Raw genomic sequence first — 17,602 nt, 5'->3', positions numbered from 1 at the left:
TCTTAATGGATTGAGATGTGAGGATCCCATGCTAAAAAAAGCGTTATGTTTAACTCTTACTACACTTGCCGTTGCTTCTTGTTCAAGCAATCAACTAAAAGACCAGACAGTTGAAGAAAAGAAGGCCGAAGTTTATTACGGTCGAGGCACGGAAGATTTAATTTCTAAAAACTACGCACAGGCCCTTACTTACCTGACACAGGCCAGAGACTTAAACCCAAAAGATTCACAAATCAGAAACAATCTTGGGATGGCCTATTATTTCAGAGAGCAGCCAGTTCTGGCCGAGAATGAATTAAAGGAAGCTATCAGCCTTGATCCAAAAAACAGCGATGCCAGAATCAACCTTGGCTCACTGTATATGGAAAAAAACAGATTAAAAGAAGCGCGTGAACAATTCGAGCGTGTGGAAAAAGACCTGACTTTCAACAATCAGTTCAGAAACTACTACAACCTGGGAATCCTCTCATTAAAAGAAGGCGACAGGCGCTCTGCTTTCGAGTATCTTGCAAAATCAGTGAAAGAAAGAGAAGACTACTGTGCCGCTCACTATAAACTGGGAGAAATGTACGCAGAAGAATACCGCTTCTCTCAAGCGCTTGAGGCATTTAAAAACGCCGGAAAAGGGACTTGTGTAAAAGAACCTGCTCCGTACTATCAACAAGCTCTAACACTTATCAATTTAAATAAACCAGCAGAAGCCAAAAGAAAGTTAATCGAAATTACAGACAAGTTTCCATCAACTCGTTTTAGCTCGATGGCCGTTGCTCAACTTCGCAAGCTGGAAAGTATGCCGGAAGGCCAATCATCAACCAGAGCTTCTCAGACTGAAGTGATTAAAGAATCACGTGCAGTCGAGACTCCGAACTTTTAAGAAACTATGACGGAAGAAAACAATACACCTGAAAATGGAATCGAAACAACGCCAGTACAAGAAACACCTGTACACGTTGAACCAAAGTTAACGATCGGACAACTGATCAAAAAAAGCAGAGAAGACAAAGGACTTAGTTTAAAAGTCATCTCTCAACAAACGAAAATCCACATTGGACTACTTGAAAGCCTGGAAGCTGACGAATTTGAAAAACTTCCAAGCAAAGCTTATGTTCGCGGTTTCGTAAAATCGACATCAAAAATCCTGGGCATCAACCAAGAGATGGCCCTTGAGCTTCTTGATACTGCTTACGCAAAAAGTGCCCCTCAAATGCACCACCCAGTTCCCAACCAGGAAATGAAAACAGAAGCTGCAAGAAACACTCTTTCGGCCATCACGACAACTCCACTGGAAACAGTAAAATCAGTAACAGCTTCTTCAACAGTTTTTCTGGCGAAGTCAGCAGTCGTTATCCTGATTGTAGGGATCGTTGGATTTAACGTTAAAAACTTCCTGGAAAAATCTTCTGAAGAGTCAGAAGTTAAACTTCCTGAAGTTCTCTCTACTCTTCATAAGAAAAAAGCACCAGCGCCTAAGCCGGTCGCTAAAGTTGAACCAGTTGAGCCTAAAAAAGAAGAGCCGATTCAGGTTAACTTAATTCAGGATAAAAACCCGAAGCCAGCTGAAGTGACTGTTAACGATATCAATCTTTCAACGATCTCTATTGCTGAAAAACAATTCGCTGAAGAAAAAATGGAAAAAGAGCAATACGATGAACTTCTTCCTGCGAAATACCGTATCCAACCGACAAAAGGCCAGGAAACGGTTTTCATCAATGCCAGCGAAGGCGATTCTTGGCTAACATACAAAGTTGATGACAAAGAAATTAAAAAATTTGTTTTACGCCAGGGAAGAACTCTTTTCCTTAGAGGTTCTTTAATTCGTCTGTTTGTTGGAAACACTCGTTCGTTAAAAGTTTTCTACAACAACAAGCCTGTGAATCTAACCGCTGGAGCAAAAGGCGGTGTGAAGAACATCGTTCTTCCGGAAGAAATGAAAACGAAGTACATGGCACCACTCTTTGTTTTCCAGGATGACGGCTCTGTTTTAACCAGTGATGAATACTTAAAGGTTAACCAGAAGAAAACGCCAACTCCTCCACCTGCACCAGCAGCAGAGGCCCCAAGAACAGACGGACGCAAAGTTAATAATATTTAACTTACCCGACCCAATCTAATTTTCGGAAATAATAAAGAGAGATACATAACAAGAGGACACTAGGTGAAAAGCTCGCAAGAGCAGCACCTATTGCTCCTCTTTGTGCCAAGCTGATCAAAAAGAAATAAAGTCCGTAGTAACCAAGAAGAAAGACAATAGCACGGATCGTGTTTCCACTTCCCCCGCCTCTTCCTTTTTTAATACCTAAAGCAAAACCTAAAAGCACAAAAAGGATAATTTGTGGAAGAGTAATAAAACGTCCGTAGTATTCGATTTGAGACTTCACAATCGTTTTTTTGGCTTCCTTCCTAATCTTTGTGTCGTCTTCGTTTTTGGCCGGAGTCTGCATCATGTAGTTGTAGTCTCTCAGCCTGCTTTCGATAGTCTTATATAACTCTTTATTAGTCTTCATACTGTCTTTATCTAAGCTGCTCGAGACAAAATCAGCATTAAAGATTGGAAAATCATACTGCTCAAAAAGCACCTTCTCTACCTGATCCCCGTCGCCATTGATCTTGGTAATGTTACCGTCTCTCAGGTGAAGCCTTAAGCTAGGGGCCTGTTGTTCATCGGCATAAAGTTTTACCAACGAGCCCTTTTTAGCAAAGATGATTCTCTGCTCTGTCCCCGACTTATCTTTTAAGTGAAGAAAGACCTCATCAAAATTGTCTCCATTCTCTGACACGTCCTCAGCAAACAGCGTTGCATTTGGAATGTCGGTAAAGAATTGTCCTGATTTAATACTGGTCAGCATCCCCGTTGATGTCAGGCGTAGGATGGTGTTCTTAAAGTTGGCGTTGGCCTTAGGAATATAAACACTATTAAGTGAGAAAATCATTCCCCCAATAAGTAAACTTACCAGAAGGAAAGGAAGATAAATCTTAAACTTTGTGATCCCAAACGAGCGCATAGCAATGATCTCAGAGTCTTCGCTTAGCTTGTTCAAAGTGTAGATAGTCGCGAAAAACACGGCCAATGGTGTCGCAAGAGGAAAAAACGAGACACTTAAATTAGAGACCATCCCCAAGACTGTTCCGATTTCAACTCCCTTATTCACAATAAGAGAGATAATCCTAAACATATAGAAGGTAATCAAGAACGCCACAAAGAACACAAAGCCTATGGCGAACGGAGGGATAAAATTTGCTGCTAAATACCTGGTGGTTACTTTTAACATAGACTGTGCTATTTTAGCCTGAATACTTTTTTTTAAACATCAAAAACATAGGAATGTACCGATGAAAATTAATTTAAGCTTCGCACCAACATCCGCTGAACTCAATGTTTATTCTTGTTTTAACAAGACACAGGAAGAAAAAGCGGCAAAAACAACAAAGACCTCTAAAAAAGCTCCGGCATCAAAGCCAAAGACTGAAAAAGTACTGGTAAAACCTCACTGGCCAGAAGAAGTTACTGAAGCTTTCGAGCACGCAGTAGCAAGCAAACACTACAAAGGTGATGTTGGAGAAACTTTTGCTCTGACTCTAGTAAACGGGCAAAGCGCAATCATTCTTGGTCTTGGTGATAAGAACAAAGTAACTAAAGAAACTCTAAGACGCCAAATCGCGCACATCTATAAAGCTGTGTCTGGAAGATATGAAGACATGAACCTTCACCTTGATGGATTCCTTCTAAAAGGTGAACAAGAAGAATCACTGGCCGCGATCGTTGAATCTCTTCACATGACTTCTTACGTTTTCGACCGCCACCTTTCGGCTAAGAAAACAGCTAAGCTTCAAACTATCAACCTGGTTACAAGCGAAAAGAAAACAGCTCAGAAGAAATTCGAAGCTGCTATCGCTGAAGCTTCTAAAATTGGTGAGTCTATCACTGTAGCTAAAAACTTCGTTAACGAAGCACCAAACATCCTTAACTCTGAAACATACGCAAAAGAAATCGAAAAAGACGCTAAGTCACTTAAGAACGTAAAAGTTAAAGTTCTTGGTGTTCCTGAACTTAAGAAAGAAAACATGAACATGTTCCTTTCAGTTAACGCTGGTTCAGCTTATGGAGCTCGCCTTGTTCACTTAACTTACACTCCGAAAAAAGCGACATCAAAAACTCGTCACATCGCTCTTGTAGGGAAAGGATTAACTTTCGATACAGGTGGATACTCATTAAAGCCAGGTGCTTCAATGATGAACATGAAATTCGACATGGCAGGATCAGCAACTGTATACGCTGCTTTCAGGGCCGCAGTTCTTCTAGAGCTTCCAGTAAAAATTTCTTGTTACCTGGGTATGACAGACAACGCTGTTAACGAAAAAGCAACTATGCCAGACTCAATCGTTAAAGCTCGTAACGGAAAGACTGTTGAAATCCTGAACACTGATGCTGAAGGACGCCTTGTTCTTGGTGACGTTGTTAACTACGCTTGTGACTCTAAACCAGACGCACTTATCGACGCTGCTACTTTAACAGGAGCAATCCTTGTTGCACTAGGAAACGAAGTTTGTGGTCTATTCTCAAACGACCAAAAACTTGCGGATGCTCTTTTAAAATCTGCTAAGAACTCTGATGAATATATGTGGCAACTACCAATCATTGATGAACACAAAAATGATATGAAATCAGTAGTAGCTGATCTTAAGAACATCGGTGGCGCAAGCTTCGGTGGATCTGCTAAAGGTGCTGCGTTCATTGAAGCTTTCATTGAACCAGGTATCTCATGGGCCCACTTAGATATCGCAGGTATCGGTGACTCTCAAGGACACCTACCATACTGTTCAGCCAAAGGAGCTTCAGGTCTAGTGATCAGAACTCTTGTTGATTACCTTCGTAAACAATAATGTCTAAATTTAAGATCGTATTAGTTGCGCCTGAAATTCCCGGAAATACCGGGAGTATCGGGCGCACTACGGTCGCTCTCGACCTCGAACTCATCCTGATTAAACCACTCGCTTTCGATATCGATGAAAAGGCAGTCAGACGCGCAGGCCTTGACTACTGGAAGTACGTTAAGCTTAAAGTGTATGAGAACTGGGAAGAGTTTATGGAAAAAGAAAAGCCTAGTGCTGATAAAATGTTTCTTTTCTCTCGCTTTGCCACTAAACCTATTTTTGATTTTAAGATCACTAAAGACAGCTATCTTATTTTCGGATCAGAGACCAAAGGTCTCCCGGCCGAAGTTAAAGATGCCTTCACCTCTCAATTGGTCACTCTGCCAATGAATTCTGAACACATCAGGTCTCTCAACCTTGCCAATGCCGCCACGGCCGCAGCTTACGAAGCTCTAAGACAAATTGATTTCGTAAAATAAAAAAGGCCGGAACTAAGTTCCGGCCTTATGAAGTTTTCTTAAAATTAGTTTCTTGGTTTTGGAAGTACACACCCTGGAATACTCAAGTCGATGTTGAAATCCGGGCGAAGACAGCTGTAAATGTTATAAGTCTGCTGTCCGTACTTTTTATCACGAAGAACAGTAATTGTCCCTTGCTCATTGATTTCGCAAGGATTGTTCATTGTACACTTCTTCCCACTTTCGTTAGCTGTATTGTTGATAGCGATAACTGAACGTGTTCCGCGAGAGATAATTGGAGAACCAGAAGTTCCACCAACTGTTGCACATCCATCTGTATAACGGATTGAATCTTTAAACGTGTAACCTTCTTCTTTCAAGTTGAAAATGAAAGCGTCGATCGCACAGCTATATCCACGTTCCCAGTATCCAGAAACGATATCAATATTCGTTCCTTCAAATGGTCGTACAGTATCCAGGCTAAATGGCTCAATTTTATATTTAGACATAATTGAATCGTATGACTCAGAAAGCTCATAAAGAGCAATATCAGTATCAGTCATTGTTCCGTAAAGCACGCGAGTAGCTTTAACCGGAAATGTCTTCATGTCTTTATTGAAGATCTTCATATCGCGAGAAATAGTTTTGTTATAAATCACTTCACCTGGCTTCATCATTCCACCAAAGACTCCAGCAGAGTAACAGTGGCCATTTGTTAAAACGACGGCCTTAGAAGATGTAGGTTGTCCCTGGAATCTAATTAAAGATCCTGAACAGTTGTTAAGCTTAATGATTCCTTCGAAATCATAAGTTTCAGCTTGAGTTGATTTTTCTGAATGTTCAATTGTTGTCTTTAGAGCATCAAAGGGAGCAGTAGGAAAAGCAAAAGCAGATTGAGCAAGAGCGAACGTTGCCAGCGTTAATAGAAACTTCATAAAACCATCCTTGGATTATATTTCTTGTGAAGTTAATCATAGGATTGTTAATCTGACTTTGTAATCCAACAAAATATCTCTTTTGGAGCTTAAAATAAAAAAAGCCGGGCGTTAACCCGGCTTTTTTATTATGAATCAATTCATTTAATTCAGAATTAGAACTTATAAGTAACAGCAACACTTGTTTCTAGGTTTTCAAGTGAAAGGATACCAACCTTTGGTGCATTAGAATCTGTTGCAGATTTTGTCTGAGCTCCAGTTCCGTTAGTTGCACTGATTAGACCATCAACTGAAATTTGTCCAAATGATAGAGTTGCACCAGCGTTTACCTGAGTAGAGTTAGCAAGAGATTTCTTTCCTGATCCACCGTAGATTTTAGAAATTAGGTTACTTGCAACTTTATTTAAACGAGTTCCGCCTGCAGCATAGTTATCCACGTTTTTGTTGTCTTGTTGACCCCAAATGTTTTGAACTACTGATCCGCGAAGAACTAGCCAATCTGTTGCTTGAGCTTCGTATCCAATTGTTAATGGAAGAGCGATGTGACGGATTTCACCTTTGTTTGAAAACTTCAAGTTGATATCTGTTTTCTTAGCTGCAAAAGAGTAGAAAAGTTTATCAGTTGTGTTTACATCTGTGTGAGATCCCCATCCAAGGTAGTAAGAAGTAAAGTCACCTTTTACAGTTCCTTGTTGTCCACCAATGTTTGCTTGTTGAGTAGCATTGTAACCAAAGCTATCCTTCTGCTCCCATCCATAGTGTTTAACGTATCCGAAAGCTCTGTTGTTTCCTGAGAATACGTATGAACCACCAACTTGAAGACCAAGTTTTCCTTCGAACTCTTGAGTAACAGCAGTTGAAGCAATACCAAGAGCAGCTGCTGCAATAGTATCTGTTGCTTCTGCTTTACTCGCCAGAGATACGTTTAAGTGAGCATCCCATCCAGAACCAATCACACCACCACGTAGAGCGATCGCTGAATCTTTTGCTTTTCTTGCATCATCTTTTCCGAAAGCTACAGTTGGGTTAACGGCCCACTTAAGATCGCTTCCACCACCGAAGAATAAATCAACTTGGTTATCAGCTGTCTGAAGCATTTTTGATTGAGGTGAAGTAGCAGCCCCTGTGTATGCGTTCATTGCTGAAGCTGCAGAAGTACCAGCAACTCTTAAAAGAGATGAAGTGTTTGACTCGTTTCCGAAGTATAGACCGTAAACGAAATCACCGTATGTCTTAAAAACCCCACCTTGAGCTTTTGGGCTTGAAGTGTTGTTGTTAAGAGTTGCTACAGATGTTGTAGCTCCAGCTCTTGCGTTTAGACCAGTGTCTCCCCACTCAAATACAGCGTGGTTAGAGTAAAGGTTAATGTAAGCTGGGTTTAAGAACATATTACGAGCGTCTGAAACGTGGTACATACCTTCGTTGTCAGTTTCGTTCATACCTAAAGCTAGAAGTCTAGCTTGAGAGGCCATAGCCGATGTCGAAATAAGTGATAGAGCACTTACGATTAATAAAGATTTTTTCATTGCAGGATTCCCCTTTAAGCAAATTCGTCTAGTTTAAAAATACTTAAAAAAAAGGCCCACCGTAGTGGGCCCATTGAATTCAGTTAAGAATTAGAAGTTATAAGTAACACCAACTCTTGTAAGAAGGTTAGATGTTGAAAGAACACCTTTCTTCCCGTTAGCTCCTGTTCCGTCAGTTGTTCCAACTAGACCGTCAACAGCAAGTTTTCCGAAGTTAAGAGTAGCACCACCATTTACAGTAGTTGAGTTAGCTTGAGATGACTTAACAGTTCCGTTCTTTCTGTTGTTTAGAAGAACGTATTGTCCTACTGATCCGCGAAGAGTTAACCATGAAGTTGCGTCAGCTTCGAATCCGAAAGTTACAGGTAGACCCATGAACTTGTCTTTAGTAGTTGTTTTTTCTTGTGTGTAAACAAAAGAAGCGTCAGCTAGAACTCTAGCAGTTGGGTTGATTTCCCAAATACGTCCAGCACCAACTCTGATGTCTGTATTTTTTGTTGAAGTTGTAGTTGTTCCTACTTTTTCTTCTACTTTTCCGTTAGAGAATTCACCGAAGAAAGTGTATCCAGACCAGTCATATGATCCACCGATTGTGAAAGATGGCTTTTGGTTCCACTCGTCACCAGCAGCAGCTCCACCTTCTGACTTGTCAGAGATGTCAATGTTAGCGTACCCTTCAGCAGCTCCCATTACCATACCAAGACCTACACCGTAAGCAGAGTTTTTCTTCTTAACAGTTCCTGTATCGTCTTTTCCAGATGCATAGTGAAGACGAGCTCCCCATTGCATACCAGCGTCACCACCTAAGAATAGATCAAGAGCGTTGTCTTGAGCCATATAGTTAGTTGTTCTAGTTGTATCGTTCTCACCATCGTTTCCTAGGTATAGACCGTAAGCTAGAGACCCAGCGTCTTTAAAGAATCCACCTTCAGCTCTTGGAGCAGTAGATGAATCAGCATTAACGTTGTCACCCCATTCAGTTACTACGAAGTTTTTGTGTGTGTTGATTGTAGCTGCGTTTCTGAAAACGTTAGCTTTGTCTGAAACGTAAAGGTTTGCAGCTCCATCGTTTCCGCCTAAAGCAGCTAATCTAGCCTTAGATGCAAATGCGTTTGTAGATAGTAGTGCAAGACCTGCAATTACTAATGCGCTCTTTTTCATTCAATCTTCTCCTTGAAGTTAAACTAAGTATGTTAATACTTGTCCTAATAAATCACGTCTTTCATTAAATGTTGTGAGCAGTCGATTCTTTTGTCAACATACCCTAGTCAAATTTTTTCGTATGGTTAGACTGAATGACAAGGGCACGCATCACCCCATTTAGATCTTTTTTGGAATATTCGAATGTATAATTAGCACACTGCTCGGTAGTGACCGGAGCATTGATACCAATGAAAAAGAGATTTTTCATTTCGTTTTTGCCGGCCTCTAAACTTTTTGCAAAAAGCTCGTCGTCAATTTTAAGACACCCAATTTCTTGCTCCAATGCGATGTATTCATGGCTTTTAATTTTTAAAAAATTATCAAAAATCTTCTCCATATTCTTCTTTAAGAGACGAATTATTCTTGAAACGTCTTCTTCCGACATCAAATGGTCTTCCATGAAGTGCATGAATTCGATTTCCTGCCCATCTTTAGAGGCCCTAAACTCTCCCACAAAATGCCCCCAATCATGGGTATAACTTAGAGGGATAAAAAGTGTCTCTCTCATGTCTGAAAGTGGTGTTTTATCGAAGACAAACTTCACAAAGAGGGCCGAAGAAGTCTTAGTGGTTTCACAGAACTCCATAAATCTGTCAGAAAACTCGCTCTTTTCAGAATAAAACTCCATATAATGATAAGGAGAAAGCCCAAAATAAAGGAACTCGCAGTGAAATTCAGTTCCATTGATACATTCAACGATGAATCCTGCGTTTTCCCTTTTAATAGACTTGATTTTTACCTGGTAAGCTTCCTTATTAATCCCTTCCAGATACTCATCAGAATGAGGGATGTTTTTAAAGATTTGTTCATAGTCCGGAGTGATTTGTCCGCCAGTATAGAACTCTTCATCGTACTTCAGAGCTTCAGACTTACTTCTTCCACCAAAACTCTTCCACGTCATATCTTTATAGAAGAGAGCATTCTCCGTCGTTTCAGTACGGGCGATATCCGGGAATGTTTCGTTGAAGAATTTCTTATTCACTTCTCCTCGGATTGTACTTGGTCCCTTTGGCAGAAGATCTGAACGCAAAACAGCATCCTGAGAAAGCAGGCGTACCTTGTCATCTCCATGGGCTTTTTTTAGATCGTTGTATAAAGAAAGAGCGAAGATATCTTTTCCAACCACGAGGTATGGAGTTGTGATGCTTTCTTTTTCAACAACCGCAATTTTCTTAAGTTTATGAAGATCTTTAAAGGCCATAGATATTTCCTTGAGAAGGGCACTCGGGAATTATTTTAAAAACAAAGTGTACTTCAAAGAAAATAAGACTGGGAAGGGGTTTTAAAACGAAAAATGGCCCCAGAGGGGCCATTTTTATAAGAGAAAAATTTTATTTAGATTACTTGATAACTAATTTTACGCCTGCATTAACTTTTTTCGATTTTTTGCTAAGGACGTCTCCGTTCGACGCTATTAACCGCTTCACTGATATTCCGTGTTTTTGTGCTACGGTGAACAGTGTTTCTCCCTTTTTTACGGTGTAATAGCGCATAGGCTTTTTTCTAGCTGCGTACCTCTTTGCTCTGTAAGCACGGCTGTTCTTTTTCAAAACTTCACGACGAGGTTTTTCAAATAAGTCAGCATAAAGGTTATTCGACGGGCTTACCAACTCTCCATCTCTGAATGGAAGCTTAACCACATCTCCTGGCTGGAAACGAGCGCCTTCTGAAACATTGTTCAGACTCGCAATTACATAATCTTTTCTAATTTTAAATTTCTTTGAAATCTGAGCAAGAGTCATGCTCTTCTTCCCACCTACGACATACTGCTGGAAGTTTGTCGCAACCAGGTTTGCCTTTGCACAACATTCTGCGAATTTCTCAGCTGTGTTTGGTGGAAGTCTTAAACGGTACTCTGCAATGTTTGGGGGAGTGAACCAACGAAGAACTTCCGGGTTCAGGCGTTGCATTTCTTCGAAATCAACTCCCATTAGCTCAGAGAGTTTTACTAAGTCTGTCGCCGCAGGAACTGTCACTTCATCAAAATCCAGTGGCTCATGGAATTCAACATCATCAAATCCGAATGACTTCAGGTTTTTTCCGATGATCGCAAGGGCCATAATTTTTGGAACGTAGTTTTTCGTTTCAGCTTTTAGGTACTTTCCTTTCGTTAAGTGCCAGAAGTCTTCAGACTTGTACTTTTTAATCGCACGTCCAAGCTTCCCTTCTCCGGCGTTGTAAGCTGCAGCTGCAACTTCCCATTGTCCGAAATCATCGTAAAGCTTTGTTAGGTATCTTGCCGCTGCAACAGTTGCCTTGATCGGGTCGCGGCGTTCGTCGCGGTACCAATCTTGTTCAAGACCATAAAGTCTTCCAGTGTAAGGCATGAACTGCCACGGACCAACAGCTGCCGCCCAAGATTTTGCTACGTTGTTGAATCCACTTTCGGCCATTGCTAAGAAAATAAGATCGCGGGGCAAGCCGTGCTCTTCAAGGATAGCTCCCAGAATCGGCGCATATCTTCCCGCTCTTTCAGTATAACGTTCAAAGAAAGGACGTCCTCTGTTTAGGAAGTAATCCATCCATTTCTTTACCTGATCGTTGTAAACAACTGGGATATCAAAGTAATTATTTTCAAGGTTCAGCTCCTCTGCACCTTCAAGATAATAAGTTTTCCCCTTATAGTTTCCAAGACCATCCAGAGTTGAAGCTCCAGTGATCATTGACTTTGATTGAGCTTTAGCAATCTTCGCACTTTCTTCTTCGTCGATTTTCTTATCTTGCTCAGTGTAATCCGTTTTCTTCAAACGCAGGTAAGCTTCGCGCACACTTTCAGAGGCAAAGCCATCTTTTGTGACTACATGAGAAGTCGTTGCTTTCGGTGTTTGAGTCGTAGATGCACATGATGTAAAGATAAGAGCGGCCGCAAGAAGAGATAATTTAGAAGAGGCAGATTGAATCAGTCGGTCTTTTTTCATAAATTTATCATCCTGATGAAGTCACAATAGGTGATCCAACGCTCCTGTTGAATCGAGCACAGATACAAATAAAAGTGTAACCTTAATTCCCCCAAAAAAAAAGTTTTTTCCCGGCTAGTGCGAAAATAAAGCTCCGCTTAAAATAGTCGAATGTACAACCAGTTTACAAAATATCTTTCGCTTATGCTGTTTTTAGCAGGGATTTCGATCATAGCGAAGGCCGAAATAAAATCTCCAAACTACGATTTTAATCTGGCGGTTATTGAATCATTTTTCCCGGGTAAAGGGATTGAAGAAGCTAGAAAAGACAAAGCAATCAAGTCTGATATTTTTGAAGACAACGGTAACATCAAAATCTGGCGATTCAAGGTTAACAAAAAATCCTACATACTCGACATCTACGCTCAGGTTAAGGACGACAAGATCACCGATATGTACGTGCGCCTTCCCCAGCACTTTTCCCACGACCAGGTTTTGGCAGATTTACAAAAGCGCTATAAGAAACAGGATAAATACGTCAACAAGGACATGAGTTCCCTTTATGTATGGATGAACCGCGATGGCAATAACGTCATCTATCACGGTTCGTGTTCTATAACTTGTTTCCCAATGTTCGTGGAAGTGGTGAGCACAGATAAAACCGTCACACCACTCTATCAGAAATTAAATGAAGCTTTGCCTAAATGGTAACGTTTCTTTTCTTCGCGTAAATGCCTACACCCACACCTACGATAATCATTAAGAAACAAAGAATCTGACCCATAGTTAAAAAACCAAAATAATATCCAAGTTGGGTATCTGGTTCGCGGTAGAATTCAACAATAAAACGGAAAATTCCATAGACAGCGATAAAGGCCGCAGAGATCATCCCGTATACTTTTACTTTGGATTTCATCATCCAAAGAATGATTGAAAGCACGATCCCTTCCAGAACTGCTTCATAAAGCTGCGATGGGTGTCTCGGGGCTAATCCTCCACCATTTGGAAAGATGATCCCTACCCACGAAGTTGTCGGACGTCCATACAACTCTCCGTTGATAAAGTTCCCCATTCTTCCAAAGAATAACCCTTGAGCTCCGGCCAGTGCGATACTGTCCATAACCTCAAACCATGTAAGCTTATTTTGTCTTCCGAAGATATACCCACCAACACATAGACCTGCTAGCGCTCCATGGAAGCTCAATCCGCCCTTCCAGACTGCTAAAAGCTCCATCATGTGATCAGCGTAATAATCCCAGTTATAAATGAAGACGTAAGCAAAGCGAGCACCGATAAACATACACACGATCATCGTGGTAATCAGTGAATCAATTTTTGCTTCTTCAACTTTAAAGAAATTGTCTTTGACTAATTTTTTTAACAGAACGCCGGCGATGATAAAACCGACAACATACATCAATCCATACCAACGGATCTGCAAACTTCCTAGATCTAAAATGACTGGATCAAGATTGTGAACGTAATGAGAGCCCATATATTATCTCTTTTTAAAAATTGATTTTTAAGAAGGATAACGAAGACTGACTATAATGACAAATCAGTTCTCGGCCTGAAGCTCTCTTCCGGATGAATCAATCCCACTGTCATTTTCGCCAGCGTTTGAATCATCTGTCTCACCGGAACTGAAAGCCCGGTATAATCCAGGTATGAACAATGTGCTGAGATAAAACTCAACAGCTCTTCATTAGTCATGCGGATGTTTCTTCCGTGAAGAGTTGGATCGAGTCTTAGCACTTTAAATTTCGGCCCTAGTTTTTTAATTCCATCCAGAGAAAGAATGCGGTTTCCGACGACGTCGACAAACACTGCCTCCCCTTTTGATTCAACAGATCTCTGCAAGACCATCCCATCATCTACTGTCACTCCCCACAGACCAAGAATTCCGTGGTGAACCAGTGCCCAGCTCAAAAAGCGGTGTATGATTGTTTTATGGGCCAAGCGCTTTGCCGAGTCCTTACTTGAACCAAAATCGTGAAAAGCTCCAAACTCCCACGATTTCACCCCAAATGAATAAACCATCAGTCCTTCATCTTTGTAGCGGTAAACTTGGTAGCCTGGTTTCGGGATCACACTTTCTAACCCGTAACGGTCGCTTTCCATGGTTGAATGGATTTGACGCGCAACAGCCGGAGTGGCCTCGGTGATATTTAAACATCTCGATGCGTTATTTTTCTTCATGATTTCCAGGGCCGCCGCTTCTTCTTTCTCCTGGAGCTTGGTAAATTTCATCAAAAGCAGGAAGTCATTTAACCCGGATTCAAAGCCTTGCGGATCTACGGCGATATAAACGGGCAACCCTAAATCTTTTTGGTATTGGTAAATGGTTTTTTTACTCATGGCAACATCCTCGTCGACTCCGGGGGTTTTCCCTCGGAAACTTATCCCTTTATCGGACGAGTATTCCCTTGACATTAAGGCGGTATTTGCATAAAAATCCAAGGTTCATAAATAGTGGTTAAAATTAGGGCCAACAAGTTTTATGCCTGATCAAAAAAATCAGCTATAAACCCCTGGATTTTACTATTTATAGTTTTAGGAGTTTTCATGTACGCAGTAGCAGAAATTGGTGGTCACCAGTACAAAGTTCAAGCAGGTGATCTAATTGACGTTGAGAAACTAGCAAAAGACGCTGGTTCACTAATTGAACTTGATCAAGTTCTTTTCATTGGTGGAGATAAGCCTCTTGTTGGTGCTCCAACAATCGGTGGTGCTAAAATTACAGCAAAAGTAATTATGCACGATCGTTCAAGAAAACTAATCGTTTTCAAGAGAAAACCAGGTGGATACAAAAGAAAGAACGGTCACAGACAACACTTCACAGCCCTTCTGATCACTGAGATCAACGACGGAAACGGAAATGTTGCTAAGATCGATAAAGCATCTAAGAATGCTACAAAATATTTAAAATAATTAATTAAGATTTTTTAGGAGTTATACAATGGCACACAAAAAAGCCGCCGGGTCCACAGCTAACGGTAGGGATTCAAACCCAAAAATGCGTGGAACAAAAAAATACGGTGGAGAAAACGTTATCCCAGGTAACATCATCGTAAGACAAAAAGGGACAAAACTATTTCCAGGTACTGGAGTAGGTATGGGCCGTGATTTTACAATCTACGCTCTAATCCCAGGAAAAGTTAAGTTCTCTTACTACACTAAAGATAAAAAGTTAGTTTCTGTAGTTCCAGCTTAGTTTTTTCTAGATTCATAGCAAAAAGTGTTATAAAGGGAATCCACTGGATTCCCTTTTTTTTTTGTGGTTTCCCAATAGGACAAAATGCGTTTTATAGACGAAGTACGAATTACTGCAATTTCAGGCCACGGAGGCCCTGGGGCCGTTACTTTTCGAAGAGAAAAGTCGATTCCATTTGGTGGACCAGATGGTGGAGACGGAGGCCGCGGAGGCTCAGTTATCTTTATTGCAGATGAAGGAATCAATACACTGATTGATTTCCGTGGAAAGAAAGTCTTTAAGGCTGAAGATGGTGAACCTGGTGCCGGAAGACAGTTAAACGGTGCTGATGGAGTTGACCAAGTCCTTCGCGTTCCAGTTGGAACAATCGTAAGAAATGCTGATACAGGCGCAGTTATCGCCGATTTAAAGAAACATGGTGAAGAAGTTGTTATCGCTGAAGGTGGTAACGGTGGGCGCGGAAATATTAATTTTAAATCATCTGTTAACCAGGCCCCACGTATTGCTCAACCAGGTCTTCCTGGAGTTGAGTTAGTCCTTGATCTTGAGCTTAAGCTTCTTGCTGACCTTGCTCTTGTAGGACTTCCGAATGCTGGTAAGTCGACGCTTATTTCGTCGATCTCTGCCGCAAGACCAAAAATTGCAGACTACCCTTTTACAACACTTGAACCAAACCTTGGAGTTGTCACTCTAGGCGAGAGATCATTTGTTGTCGCAGATATCCCGGGACTCATTGAAGATGCCAGCATCGGAAAAGGTCTAGGGACAAAATTCTTAAAGCACATCGAAAGAACATCAGCACTGGTTCACCTGGTGGATGTTTCATGGTGTCTTGATGAATACGAAGCCTTTGAGCAATATGTAACTGTGCGCACTGAGCTTGAAAAATACAGTGAAGACCTAGCTCTAAAGCGCGAGATCGTATGTCTGACTAAGATCGATGCGATGACTGAAGAAGAAATTAAAAAATTCCAGGACTTCTTTGAAGAACAACTGGATAAAAAAGTATTACCAATCTCTGGGGTTTCTGGACGCAACATTGACCAGCTAAAAGCGTTGATGATCAAGTGTATCGACATGGCCAAAGCAACAGAGAAAGAAAAGCGTGGGAAAAACCTAGACGGTATCCATGCGATTGATGAGGAATAAAAATGAATCGTGATTACATTTCAAAAGAAGTTGCTGCTATTATCGAAGACAAACACTTCGAAGCTCCATTAAATGCAGCGATGGCATCAGCTTGGATTATGGGAAACTTCAAAGGTCTAAACCTTAAGGTTTTAGATCTTCGCAAAGTTTCTGGGATCGCGGACTTTTTTGTCATCGGTTCAGCATCTAACCCTACTCAGGCAGGAGCGATGGCCGAAGAAATTTCTCACCAAATGAGACAAAATGGTTTCGAAGCTCTTTCTCGTGAAGGACTTAAAACAAATACAGACTGGATCCTTCTAGATTACGGCGATTTCATCGTTCACGTTTTCCATGAGCCATCAAGAACTGTTTACGATCTTGAACACTTATACAAAAACGCAATCGCTGTTGATATCCCTGAGTCGTACTACTTCTCTACTCCTGAAAGTGAGAGAAAAGGTGGAAGCGACGACGGACGCAACTACTTCTAGTTTTTTTAGTTCATGAAAGATCTTCACCTTATTGTTGTCGGAAAACTAAACGATAAAAATATTGAAGAACTTGAACGCGATTACTTCAAGAGAATCACAGCTCCTAAACTCTTCATCCATGAAGTTAAGGCCCATTCAGAAGACCTCGTTAAAGAGGCCCGCGAAGTCATGTCTAAAATTGATGATATCGCTAAAAACGAAAATCCCTACATCGTCCTCTTGATGGAAAAAGGCAAACAGTTTACGAGTGTGGATTTTTCTAAATGGCTATCGGGAGTTTATGAAAGGCAGAGCATGGTCTTTGTAATCGGGGGAGCTTCAGGTCACGGGGAAGCAGTCATTAAAAGGGCCCATTTTAAGCTGTCTCTTTCTGAACTCACTTACCCGCATAAATTGGCAAGGCTACTTTTCGTCGAACAGATTTACCGCGCTCAAACGATCGTAGCGGGCCATCCTTATAACAAGTAACTATTCAAAGCTTAATGGAATTTTATAAGTTGAAGCGACTCCGGCTTCACCTGCTTTACTTGATGTAATCGTCAGCTCTTTATACATTTTAAGTTCATTATCTTTGATATCGCATCTAAAGAACTCAGCTTCTTTAGTACACTTTACCGGGAAGTCTTTAGCTCCCTTTAGTGACATTGAAACCTGTGACTTTGCCATATCTATTTTCTTGAAATTAATATCCAGTAGATAAACCTTGGTTTCAGCTCCGCTCGATACTAACTCTACGTGATAGGCCCCAGGCATTCTTACATAACCACCGTTAGGTCCCGGTTTATTCATGCCATGAGCAAAGACCCCTGCTGAGAGAGTCATTAATAATGTCACAAATGCAAGTTTCATAGCGTATTCCTTTTGTTAAACTAGCT

At 41.0% G+C, this 17,602-nt stretch carries 19 protein-coding genes; 10 read left to right on the top strand and 9 right to left on the bottom strand.

The annotated features are described in order from the left end of the window. The first annotated feature begins 28 nt into the window (after positions 1-28). Both C0V70_RS02170 and C0V70_RS02165 read left to right on the top strand, forming a co-directional pair. Positions 29-874 carry a tetratricopeptide repeat protein gene (locus C0V70_RS02170; RefSeq protein ID WP_102242225.1) on the top strand — a complete coding sequence of 282 codons (846 nt, stop codon included), beginning with the start codon at positions 29-31 and terminating at the stop codon, positions 872-874. A gap of 6 nt (positions 875-880) precedes the next feature. Beyond that, positions 881-2,092 (top strand): helix-turn-helix domain-containing protein, encoded by a 1,212-nt coding sequence (locus C0V70_RS02165; protein ID WP_102242224.1) that lies wholly within the window; start codon positions 881-883, stop codon positions 2,090-2,092. Between the two features lies 1 nt (position 2,093). Here the strand turns inward: C0V70_RS02165 and C0V70_RS02160 are convergent, their stop codons facing one another. Next, on the bottom strand, positions 2,094-3,269 hold the full coding sequence (locus C0V70_RS02160; protein ID WP_102242223.1) for an LptF/LptG family permease: 1,176 nt from the start codon (positions 3,267-3,269) through the stop codon (positions 2,094-2,096). A gap of 61 nt (positions 3,270-3,330) precedes the next feature. Here C0V70_RS02160 and C0V70_RS02155 point away from each other — a divergent pair, with 61 nt between their 5' ends. Together C0V70_RS02155 and C0V70_RS02150 are read left to right on the top strand one after the other, a co-directional pair. Beyond that, entirely contained in the window at positions 3,331-4,881 is a 1,551-nt protein-coding gene (locus C0V70_RS02155) for a leucyl aminopeptidase family protein (RefSeq protein WP_102242222.1), read from the top strand. After that, positions 4,881-5,351 carry a tRNA (cytidine(34)-2'-O)-methyltransferase gene (locus C0V70_RS02150; protein WP_102242221.1) on the top strand — a complete coding sequence of 157 codons (471 nt, stop codon included), beginning with the start codon at positions 4,881-4,883 and terminating at the stop codon, positions 5,349-5,351. The genes C0V70_RS02155 and C0V70_RS02150 overlap by 1 nt, the downstream gene beginning before the upstream one ends. A 44-nt stretch (positions 5,352-5,395) precedes the next feature. Here the strand turns inward: C0V70_RS02150 and C0V70_RS02145 are convergent, their stop codons facing one another. From C0V70_RS02145 to C0V70_RS02125, 5 genes are all read right to left on the bottom strand, one after another. Next, on the bottom strand, positions 5,396-6,265 hold the full coding sequence (locus C0V70_RS02145; protein WP_102242220.1) for a trypsin-like peptidase domain-containing protein: 870 nt from the start codon (positions 6,263-6,265) through the stop codon (positions 5,396-5,398). 155 nt (positions 6,266-6,420) lie between these two features. Then, entirely contained in the window at positions 6,421-7,791 is a 1,371-nt protein-coding gene (locus tag C0V70_RS02140) for a PopA family porin-like outer membrane protein (RefSeq protein WP_102242219.1), read from the bottom strand. 90 nt (positions 7,792-7,881) lie between these two features. Continuing rightward, complete coding sequence (locus C0V70_RS02135; RefSeq protein ID WP_102242218.1) at positions 7,882-8,952, bottom strand: PopA family porin-like outer membrane protein; 1,071 nt, start codon at positions 8,950-8,952, stop codon at positions 7,882-7,884. 103 nt (positions 8,953-9,055) lie between these two features. Beyond that, the gene (locus C0V70_RS02130; protein WP_102242217.1) at positions 9,056-10,195 is read right to left on the bottom strand and encodes a hypothetical protein; all 1,140 of its coding nucleotides are present in this window, start codon (positions 10,193-10,195) and stop codon (positions 9,056-9,058) included. 139 nt (positions 10,196-10,334) lie between these two features. Beyond that, positions 10,335-11,912 carry a lytic transglycosylase domain-containing protein gene (locus C0V70_RS02125; RefSeq protein ID WP_102242216.1) on the bottom strand — a complete coding sequence of 526 codons (1,578 nt, stop codon included), beginning with the start codon at positions 11,910-11,912 and terminating at the stop codon, positions 10,335-10,337. A 150-nt stretch (positions 11,913-12,062) separates the two neighbouring features. Here C0V70_RS02125 and C0V70_RS02120 point away from each other — a divergent pair, with 150 nt between their 5' ends. Continuing rightward, positions 12,063-12,602 carry a hypothetical protein gene (locus tag C0V70_RS02120; protein ID WP_102242215.1) on the top strand — a complete coding sequence of 180 codons (540 nt, stop codon included), beginning with the start codon at positions 12,063-12,065 and terminating at the stop codon, positions 12,600-12,602. On the opposite strand, the gene lgt is transcribed toward C0V70_RS02120, so the two are convergent. Together lgt and C0V70_RS02110 are read right to left on the bottom strand one after the other, a co-directional pair. Then, on the bottom strand, positions 12,592-13,386 hold the full coding sequence (gene lgt, locus C0V70_RS02115) for a prolipoprotein diacylglyceryl transferase (protein WP_102242214.1): 795 nt from the start codon (positions 13,384-13,386) through the stop codon (positions 12,592-12,594). The two genes, C0V70_RS02120 and lgt, sit on opposite strands and share 11 nt — an antisense overlap. Positions 13,387-13,436: 50 nt before the next feature. Then, on the bottom strand, positions 13,437-14,249 hold the full coding sequence (locus C0V70_RS02110; RefSeq protein WP_102242213.1) for a hypothetical protein: 813 nt from the start codon (positions 14,247-14,249) through the stop codon (positions 13,437-13,439). 207 nt (positions 14,250-14,456) lie between these two features. On the opposite strand from C0V70_RS02110, the gene rplU reads away from it, so the two are divergent. From rplU to C0V70_RS02085, 5 genes are all read left to right on the top strand, one after another. After that, positions 14,457-14,822, top strand: a complete 366-nt coding sequence (rplU, locus tag C0V70_RS02105; protein WP_102242212.1) for a 50S ribosomal protein L21 — start codon at positions 14,457-14,459, stop codon at positions 14,820-14,822. Positions 14,823-14,850: 28 nt separating this feature from the next. After that, entirely contained in the window at positions 14,851-15,105 is a 255-nt protein-coding gene (gene rpmA / locus C0V70_RS02100; protein WP_102242211.1) for a 50S ribosomal protein L27, read from the top strand. A gap of 84 nt (positions 15,106-15,189) precedes the next feature. After that, on the top strand, positions 15,190-16,254 hold the full coding sequence (obgE, locus tag C0V70_RS02095) for a GTPase ObgE (RefSeq protein ID WP_102242210.1): 1,065 nt from the start codon (positions 15,190-15,192) through the stop codon (positions 16,252-16,254). Positions 16,255-16,256: 2 nt separating this feature from the next. Beyond that, complete coding sequence (gene rsfS / locus C0V70_RS02090) at positions 16,257-16,727, top strand: ribosome silencing factor (RefSeq protein ID WP_102242209.1); 471 nt, start codon at positions 16,257-16,259, stop codon at positions 16,725-16,727. Between the two features lie 12 nt (positions 16,728-16,739). Further along, positions 16,740-17,195 carry a 23S rRNA (pseudouridine(1915)-N(3))-methyltransferase RlmH gene (locus C0V70_RS02085; protein ID WP_102242208.1) on the top strand — a complete coding sequence of 152 codons (456 nt, stop codon included), beginning with the start codon at positions 16,740-16,742 and terminating at the stop codon, positions 17,193-17,195. Here C0V70_RS02085 and C0V70_RS02080 read toward each other — a convergent pair whose 3' ends face one another. After that, positions 17,196-17,576 (bottom strand): hypothetical protein, encoded by a 381-nt coding sequence (locus tag C0V70_RS02080; RefSeq protein WP_102242207.1) that lies wholly within the window; start codon positions 17,574-17,576, stop codon positions 17,196-17,198. Between the last annotated feature and the right edge of the window lie 26 nt (positions 17,577-17,602).

This window comes from Bacteriovorax stolpii, assembly GCF_002872415.1.
Lineage (GTDB): Bacteria > Bdellovibrionota > Bacteriovoracia > Bacteriovoracales > Bacteriovoracaceae > Bacteriovorax > Bacteriovorax stolpii.
The sequence above is the reverse complement of the archived record's forward strand: the minus strand, read 5'-3'. Positions and strand labels throughout refer to the sequence as shown.